The following is a 7,967-nucleotide window of genomic DNA, read 5'->3' as shown; positions in this document are numbered from 1 at the left end:
CGCAGCCGAGCAGCATGCCCGCGTAGGCGTCCGCCGGGCGCATGCGCTCCTCTGCGGGCCAGATGACGTCGTTCAGCCAGGACATCAGCGGGAGACCTCCGCCCGCGCCCCGTAGGGGTGTCATCGCACTGTGCGCGTGTGCGTTGACGAGGCCGGGCATCAGTATTCCGGAGAGCCGTGTCACGGGCGTCCCGGGAGCCGGGGGCGCATCGGTCCGAGGCCCGCAGTAGGCGATGTGGCCGTCGTCCTGTACGTCGACGACACCGTCCCGGACCACTGAGCATTTCGCGTCCGCGGGAAGGACGACGGGGGCGTGGAAACGGCGTGAGAGTTGCATGATCACTCCTCTTGATCCTGTTCGGCCCCCGTTTGCGCAGGTGGGGCTGGGTGGGGTAAGGGGGCGTCCCGGGTACACGCGGGAACGTCCATTCGTACGCGGCCGGGTGACCGCTCGTCACCGGCTGGATGACTGGCCGAACTCGCGAACACAGGCGGTGAATGCGGTGAACACCGTTCCCGGACCGGAGCCCTAGCGTGCCGGCGGCCGCAGTCCAGGCCGCTGACCGCGAGCGTCGCCCGGACGAACTCCACGTAGATCGGCCGGAGTTCGCGTGAGAACGTATCGCGTTTCGGGTCGGCCGGAGTGGAGCCGTCCGCGTCCGGGTGCGCGCCCGAGACGGCAGCTCGGCCTGCCCGCTCTCGATCATCGGCAACGACATTTGGTCTTTGGCCGGTCACATCACGGGATCGGCGCAGACAGAATGCGTCGCCGTGTTGAGCGCCTGACGGTGGAGCGGGTCCAGCCGTTCCATTGTCGACCCCGAGCCGACAGCCAAGGCGAGTTGCACCGTGCAATCGATCGGCTTGTTGCGCAATTTCTCTGTGGCCTTGAGCTCGTGAAGCAAGTCCGTGGTCAATTGGTCGAGTCGGGTGCGGATCTGGTCGAGGTCGGGACGCTCCGTAGGGGCTTCGTCCGGGTGAGCGGTCCAGCGCGCGAACAATCCCTTCTGTACAGCTTTGCTCGCAGTGATCTGGTCCTGGAAGAACGCTACTGCTCGGTCCGGATTCAGTCCGAGAGCGCCGGCCTGCTCCCGGACTTGCTCCAGTACTTGCTGCTCGCGAGCCGGGTCATCGATCGGCGAGTCGGTGCCGAACTTGGAAGCTGCCACGTCGTCACTTACTTGGAGGCGCTCAATGACGAGATCTGTCAGCGAGCCGAGCCTGCCGAGCGACTTGGTCGTCTCGATCGCATTGCGTGATGACTTGACGTGCATTTCGACGTCCGTAGCGATGGCCTGAGAAGCGGTCAGCGACGTTGCGACCATCAGTAATGCGGTGACCGCTGTGCCACGGACTGTCTTGTTGCGCAAATTCAATTACTTACCTTTCCTCGGCGGGTGTTCGGGCAGGTACCAGGGCGTCACGGCGGTCCCGCACACTGCAACGGGCTCCGTGGGGAAACGGTTCAAAACAGGGTGGAGGCTCCGAGCCGGCGGATGCCCAGGTGCCAGGGAAGGTCTGGCCGGCCCTGGGTCAGCCGCATCACGTCGTCTCCCAGATCGTGGATGGTGAGTCGAGTGCCGAACGGTCCGGATTAATTATCCGACCTGTTGACGAAAATCGGCGGGCCTTCGCATGCTGGGCCGTACGCCACAGCCAGGGACGCACAGTTGGGCGCGGCAGTGCCGGCGACCGGTGGAGGCGCTGGACCGGGTCGGCACACCGCAGTGCTGGACGAAGAAGGGGAGTACGACTGATGAGTACGGGTCCCGAGAACGGGCCGCGGATCGGCCGACGGGCGCTGCTGACCGGTGCGGTCAGGACGGCCGGTGCGGCCGGCCTCGCCGGGATGGCGGGATCGCTGGGGATGGCAGCGCTGTCACCGGCGGCTGCCCAGGCGGTACCGGCGCAGGCCGCACCGGGCGGCCGGCGGTACCCGGCGAATTGGCCCGACCCGGAGCCGTACGGCCTCGCCGACACCCGCGAGGACCTGTGGCCGCGCGCGGACAACTCCTTTCTCCTGGACCTTGAGCTGCGCCCCCGCGACGAGCAGCTCGGCCGGGTCTGGATGCGTGACACCTACGTCAACTGCTTTGTCGTCAAGGGCCGTCCGATGTACGTGGCGACGGGCACCAGCCGGGTGCCCGGGCTCACCACGGCCACCCCGTGGAACGACGGCGTCTTCGTGTGGACGGCGCCGTCCCTGCACGGTCCGTGGCGGCTGGCCGACACCACGGGCATCCGCCCCGACGCCGAGAAGGGCAAGGTGTGGTCGCCCGAATTCGTCGGCGAGAACCGGCCCGGGCGTACGGTCGTCGCCCCCTGGCAGGAGCACTGGTACGACGACGAGAGCGGCAAGCGCGGCAATGTCTGGGCGCCGGAGCTGCACTACTTCCGCGGCACGTGGTACCTGATGGCCTGTATGGGCGACAACGCGCTCAAGACCGGGTCGTTCATGCTCGCGAGCGAGGGCGGGGTCGAAGGGCCGTACCGCCTCGTCCGGGGCAACCTGGCCAAGCCCTTCGGTGACCTGAACCCCGGCAGGCCCGAGCGCTACCACATCGACGGCAGCCTCTACGCCGAGGGCGGCGACGCGTGGCTGGTGCTGCACAACAACCTCTACGCGAAGTTCCGGGACGACATGGAGGACATCGTCCCGACGACGAATCTCCCCTCGTTCCAGCAGGTGGCCTACGACCCCGAGCCCTATCTCGAGGGTGCGTACGTCTTCAAGCACGGCGGCAAGTACTACCTGCTGCACGCCGCCTGGGACCGCACGTCCACCAACTCCGACGGCAGCACCCGCTACGCCTACGACCCGCCCCGCGCAGGCCGCACGCAATACCAGTACGACGCCGTCGTCGCCGTCGCGGACCGCTTCGAGGGGCCGTACTCCAAGCGCTGGACCGCGGGCGTCGGCGCCGGCCACAACAACTTCTTCAGGGACCACAACGGCCGCCTGTGGGCCACGTTCTTCCGGAATCCCGCCTTCGGCTACTGGGCCGATCCGGCGCGCATCGACGACGCCGCGGTGGCCGGCGTCGTACGCCTGGAGTGGACCGGACCGGAGGGCAACCGCCTGTACGTCCGGCGCCAGAGCCGAGGACCGGCCAGTTGATTCGCTCCTCCATCCGATCGATCCAACCGCGTTGCCCGTACCGGAAAGGGACATTGTGAGCTGCCCGACGCCTCCGAACATCGTGTTCGTGATGACGGACCAGCACCGCGCCGGTTTCACCGCCGGTGAGGGCTTTCCGCTCGACACCATGCCGTTTCTCGATTCGCTGGCCCAGGACGGCATGCGGCTGCGCCGCGCGTACACCACCGCCCCGGCGTGTGTTCCCGCACGGACCAGCCTGCTGACCGGGCGCTGGCCGAGCACCCATCGGGTGCGGCAGAACTCCAACACCGAGCCGGAGCACGTGACGCGCGGCGATGACCTGCTGGATGTGCTGGGCGCGGCCGGCTACCAGCGGTTCTACGCGGGCAAGACGCACATGTACCGGGGCGGCAAGGAGGACTTCGACGCCTTCGCCGGCCCGTACGGGCATGAGTCGGGGCCGGATGAGACGACCGAGCAGCGGGCGTTCTCGCAGTGGCTGAAGTCCATCGAGCACGGGCCGACGAAGGACCCCACCCCGTTCCCGGTGGAGCTGCAGTACGCGCACCGGATCGTCTCCGACGCCATCAAGCAGATCGACGCCCGGGACCAGGAGAAGCCGTTCTTCTCCTGGGTGTCGATGCCCGAGCCGCACAACCCGTATCAGGCGCCGGAGCCGTACTTCTCGCTCTTCGGCGAGGACGAGGTCCCGGACCGGGCGTGCGGCCCCGAGGCGGCCGAGGGCAAGGGCGGCGCGTACAAGTGGCTGCGCGATCTGGTGGAGGAGAAGCGGCCCGGCTACGACCAGCTGTGGCGCCGCTACCGTGCCACGTACTGCGGCATGCTCCGCCTGATCGACGACCAGCTGCGCCGGCTGGTCGAGCATCTCAAGGATCAGAACCTGTGGGAGAACACCCTGCTGGTCTTTCTCTCCGACCACGGTGACTATGTGGGCGACTACGGCCTGCAGCGCAAGGGGGCCGGGATGCCGGAGGTCCTCGCGCGCGTCCCGATGGTGGTGCACGGCTGCGGCGTCAAGGCCCGCGACAACAAGCGGGACTTCGTCTCGCTCGCCGACCTGCTGCCCACCGTGTGCGAGGCGGTCGGCCGGCCGATCCCGCTGGGGGTGCAGGGCCGCAGCATGTGGCAGCTGCTGACCGGCGCCGACTACCCGGCCGCGGAGTTCGCCGACATCGTCGTCGAGCGAGGCTACGGCGGCCTGCCCTACGCGGACGACGCCCGGCCGGAGCTGCACTTCCCGTATGAGGGCACCCGCTACGACGAGTTGAACGCCGTCACCCAGAGCGGCACCTCCCGGGCGCTGCGGCACGACCGCTACAAGCTGTACTCCCACGTCGACGGCACCGGCGAGCTCTACGACCTCGATACGGATCCGATGGAGCTGACGAACCGCTGGGACGACCCGAAACTGCGGAAGGTGCAGGCCGAACTGCTGGACCGGCTGCAGCGCTGGTCCCTGCGTCTCACCGACGACCTGCCCAAGGGGAAGTACAACCCCAAACTGCCCCGGCACAACTGGCACCGGACCTGACCGTGCTTCCAGCTCCCCACCGGAGACACCATGCCCCCGAACGCCCCCTCCCGCCGCACAGTCCTGCGCGGTGCCGCCGTCACGCTCACCGCGGCAGCCACCACCGGCCCGGGTGCCGGTGCCGCGGCCGGCGCCGGCCCTTCCCCTGGTGCCGTCGACCACCCGGGCGCACAGTGGCTGCCTGCCTCTCCCGCCAACTACCGCGTCTCGCAGCGCCCCAGCAGCCATCCCGTGGACTATGTGGTCATCCACGTCACGCACGAGCATTTCGACGACACCGTCGCCGTATTCCGGAATCCCGGCCGGCACACCTCGACCCACTATGTGATCCGCTCGAAAGACGGCCACATCGGCCAGTGCGTCCGGGAGAAGGACATCGCCTGGCACGCCGGCGATGACGACTACGACAACCGCAGCATCGGCATCGCCCATGAGGGCTGGGTCAATGACCCTGCCTGGTTCACCGAGGAGATGTACGCCTCGTCGGCGGCACTCACTGCGGCCGTGTGTGCGCGATACGCGATTCCGCTGGACCGCACCCACATCCTGGGGCACAACGAGGCGCCCGGCGCCACCCACACCGACCCCGGATCCAACTGGGACTGGGACCACTACCTTGAACTGGTACGGAAGGCGTGAACCGAACGCCCCGACGGACTCAGGGTTCCCCTGTGGCTTTGGCCGAACGTCGCCGTCTGCACTTCGTCGGCAGCCTGCCGCAGTTCGACGATGCCACGTCCGCGTTCCGGTGGCAGCAGCATGAACTCGCTGGACTGGTGCGGCGTTTGTCCGGCGGGGAGACCGGACCTCGACTCCAGTGGATCGTGCCGCTGATCAAGGCGCTCAAGGATCTGCCGCAGATCCGCACCGTGCAGGACGGTGAGTGGACCGGCTACGACGACATGGAGCGGCTGGCGGTGGAACGCGGTGGCCGCCTCATGCCCGGGGACATTCCGATGCGGCTGGGTGTGTACGCCCGGGAAGAGCTGGCCGCGTTGGATGCCCTGGGCACGCCGGCATCCGCCGACCTGCCCCTGCAGATCGGCGTACCGGGCTACCTCGACATGGCCCTGTTCAGCTTCGGACCGGCCGGTGTCCTGCGCCACGCCCGCGCGTTCCGTGACGCGACGGCCGAGCAGATCGCAGACGTCCACCGCGCGGCCGGTGACGCCGTGGTCTTCCAGCTGGAGGTGCCCGCCGCCCTCATAGCCGTGGTGTCGGCGCCGCGGCCCTTCCGTCCTTTGCCGGCCCGGCTGATGGCGCATCTGGTGACCCGGCAGGTCGCGAAGGCGCCGCAGGGCCGCCGTGTGGCGCGTATCCGTTGCTTGCCTGGAGGCGTGCCCCCGAGGTGCGTTGGACCGTGCAGGAGGCACGAAGGGAGTCGTAGGTGCCCGACGAAGAAGAGTTCTCTGAAGCAGAACGGGTTGCAGCAGTCGGGAAGTGGTCTGCGCTTGCCCGCGATCCTGTCCGGATGGAAGCGAACAGCGGGAAGGCGGGGTCGCGCTTTCAGCGTGGTCCAGGGGGTCGGGCGAGGATCTGGATGGCGCTGGCTGCCGTTCTCGCACTCGTCGCGTGCGGGCTCGCCGCCGAGCGGTACGGATGGGCAGGGCTCGGAGAGGACGCGGGCTCGGACGCGGATGCGAAGCGGAAGCCCAACGTCGTGATGATCATGACGGACGATCAGTGGCTGGAGTCCATGCGCGTGATGGACGGCACGCGCGAGGTCTTCGGGGACGGGGGAGTGACGTTCGAGCGGTACTACCCGTCGATGCCGCTGTGCTGTCCTTCGCGATCGACGTTCCTCAGCGGCCAGTTCGCGCACAACAACGGTGTGCGGCACAACTCGTCGCCGCTGGGTGGCTACGCGAACCTCGACGACGAGAACACGCTGCCGGTCTGGATGCAGAAGGCCGGGTATGCGACCTCGCACATCGGCAAGTACCCGAACGGCTACGGCAAGAAGGACCCCAAGGACGTGCCGCCCGGCTGGGACGAGTGGCGCGGCTCGGTGGATCCGACGACGTACCGGATGTGGGGGTACCGGCTCAACGAGAACGGCAAGCTCAAGACGTACGGGGACCCGAACGTCGAGGATCCGAAGCTGTACCAGACGGACGTGTACCGCGACAAGGCGGCCGACTTCATCAAGCGCAAGGCGGCGGAGGACAAGCCGTTCTTCCTGGACGTGGCGTTCCTGGCGCCGCACGGGGAACTCCTTGGCCCGGAGGAGAAGGAGGCGGGGAAGCAGGGCGCGGATGAGCCGCAGGTGGGGGGCGCTCCCCGGCCCGCGCCGCGGCACAAGGGCAAGTTCGCCGACGAGCAGCTGCCCGAGATGCCCGCGTACGGCGAAGAAGACATGTCTGACAAGCCTGCGTTCCTGCGCGACTATCCGAAGCTGGACGAGGAGACCACGCAGGAGATCACCGAGAGCTACCGGGGGCGGCTGGAGTCGCTGCTCGCCGTGGACGAAGCCGTCGAGAAGCTCGTATCGACGCTGCGCGAGGCCGGTCAGCTCGACAACACGTATCTGCTCTTCGCCGCGGACAACGGCTTCTTCTTCGGCCAACACCGCGTTCCCACGGGGAAGTTCCTGCCGCACGAGGCGTCGGGGCACGTGCCGATGATGATGCGCGGGCCCGGGATCGAGGGCGGCACTCCGTCGCGCGAGATGAGCAGCAATGTCGATCTCGCCGCGACGATCGCCGACATCGGCGACGCCAAGCCGGGGCTCACGCTCGACGGGCGGTCCCTGCTGCCGTTCACGCGCGATCCACATCGGCGCACCGACCGGCCGATCCTGCACGAGGCGGCGGAGGGCGCGCGGCCCGGGCCGGTGCCCGAGGACGGCCCGGTGTCGGGAGGCGACGCCGCTTCCGGACGGCGCGCCGCCGAGGGCGATTTGGACCAGGACGGCGAGGCTTCACCTGCAAATACCCGGAAACGAGCGCCCAGGCACGGGCAGGTCTACTCCGCCGCGTACGAGTCCATCCGTACGGAGCGGTATCTGTACGTGCGCTACACCAAGGGCGGCAGGGAGCTCTACGACCTCAAGACCGATCCGCACGAGCTGAGTTCGAAGCACGACGACCCCGAGTACGCGGAGGTGCGCAACGGGCTGGAGAAGGCGCTGAGCAAGCTCCAGGGGTGCGCGGGCGACGAATGCAACAACGTGGAGGTCGGGAAGCTGCCTGAGCCAGTGAGGTGAGGCAGCGCAGGCCGAGTAGTTGAACCGTCGGGCTCCGCTGCCGTTGTGCTGTCACAGGCAGCTCTCCTGCGGCTGCGGCCTCTCTGAAGGGAACGGGAGCTGAGGCAACT

The 7,967-nt window shown here is 68.3% G+C and carries 7 protein-coding genes; 5 read left to right on the top strand and 2 right to left on the bottom strand.

The annotated features are described in order from the left end of the window. Nucleotides 1-337: amidohydrolase family protein (locus AB0I98_RS40755; protein ID WP_362950734.1), on the bottom strand; the 337-nt coding region annotated here is incomplete at its 3' end. Between the two features lie 397 nt (nucleotides 338-734). After that, nucleotides 735-1,370, bottom strand: coding sequence for a chorismate mutase (locus AB0I98_RS40750; protein ID WP_362950732.1), 636 nt, complete (start codon nucleotides 1,368-1,370; stop codon nucleotides 735-737). 386 nt (nucleotides 1,371-1,756) lie between these two features. Between AB0I98_RS40750 and AB0I98_RS40745 the strand changes: the two genes are divergently transcribed. The 5 genes from AB0I98_RS40745 to AB0I98_RS40725 are packed head-to-tail and all read left to right on the top strand — an operon-like array spanning nucleotide 1,757 to nucleotide 7,857. After that, on the top strand, nucleotides 1,757-3,118 hold the full coding sequence (locus tag AB0I98_RS40745) for a family 43 glycosylhydrolase (protein ID WP_362950730.1): 1,362 nt from the start codon (nucleotides 1,757-1,759) through the stop codon (nucleotides 3,116-3,118). Between the two features lie 55 nt (nucleotides 3,119-3,173). Further along, nucleotides 3,174-4,652, top strand: coding sequence for a sulfatase-like hydrolase/transferase (locus tag AB0I98_RS40740; protein WP_362950728.1), 1,479 nt, complete (start codon nucleotides 3,174-3,176; stop codon nucleotides 4,650-4,652). A gap of 30 nt (nucleotides 4,653-4,682) precedes the next feature. Further along, nucleotides 4,683-5,291 (top strand): N-acetylmuramoyl-L-alanine amidase, encoded by a 609-nt coding sequence (locus AB0I98_RS40735; protein ID WP_362950726.1) that lies wholly within the window; start codon nucleotides 4,683-4,685, stop codon nucleotides 5,289-5,291. A 32-nt stretch (nucleotides 5,292-5,323) separates the two neighbouring features. Further along, nucleotides 5,324-6,316 carry a hypothetical protein gene (locus tag AB0I98_RS40730; RefSeq protein WP_362950724.1) on the top strand — a complete coding sequence of 331 codons (993 nt, stop codon included), beginning with the start codon at nucleotides 5,324-5,326 and terminating at the stop codon, nucleotides 6,314-6,316. Next, nucleotides 6,199-7,857 carry a sulfatase gene (locus AB0I98_RS40725; protein ID WP_362950743.1) on the top strand — a complete coding sequence of 553 codons (1,659 nt, stop codon included), beginning with the start codon at nucleotides 6,199-6,201 and terminating at the stop codon, nucleotides 7,855-7,857. Before AB0I98_RS40730 ends, AB0I98_RS40725 begins: the two co-directional genes overlap by 118 nt. Nucleotides 7,858-7,967: the final 110 nt, after the last annotated feature.

Source organism: Streptomyces sp. NPDC050211, from assembly GCF_040656035.1.
Taxonomy (GTDB): Bacteria; Actinomycetota; Actinomycetes; order Streptomycetales; family Streptomycetaceae; genus Streptomyces.
This window is presented reverse-complemented; position numbering and strand designations above follow the sequence as displayed.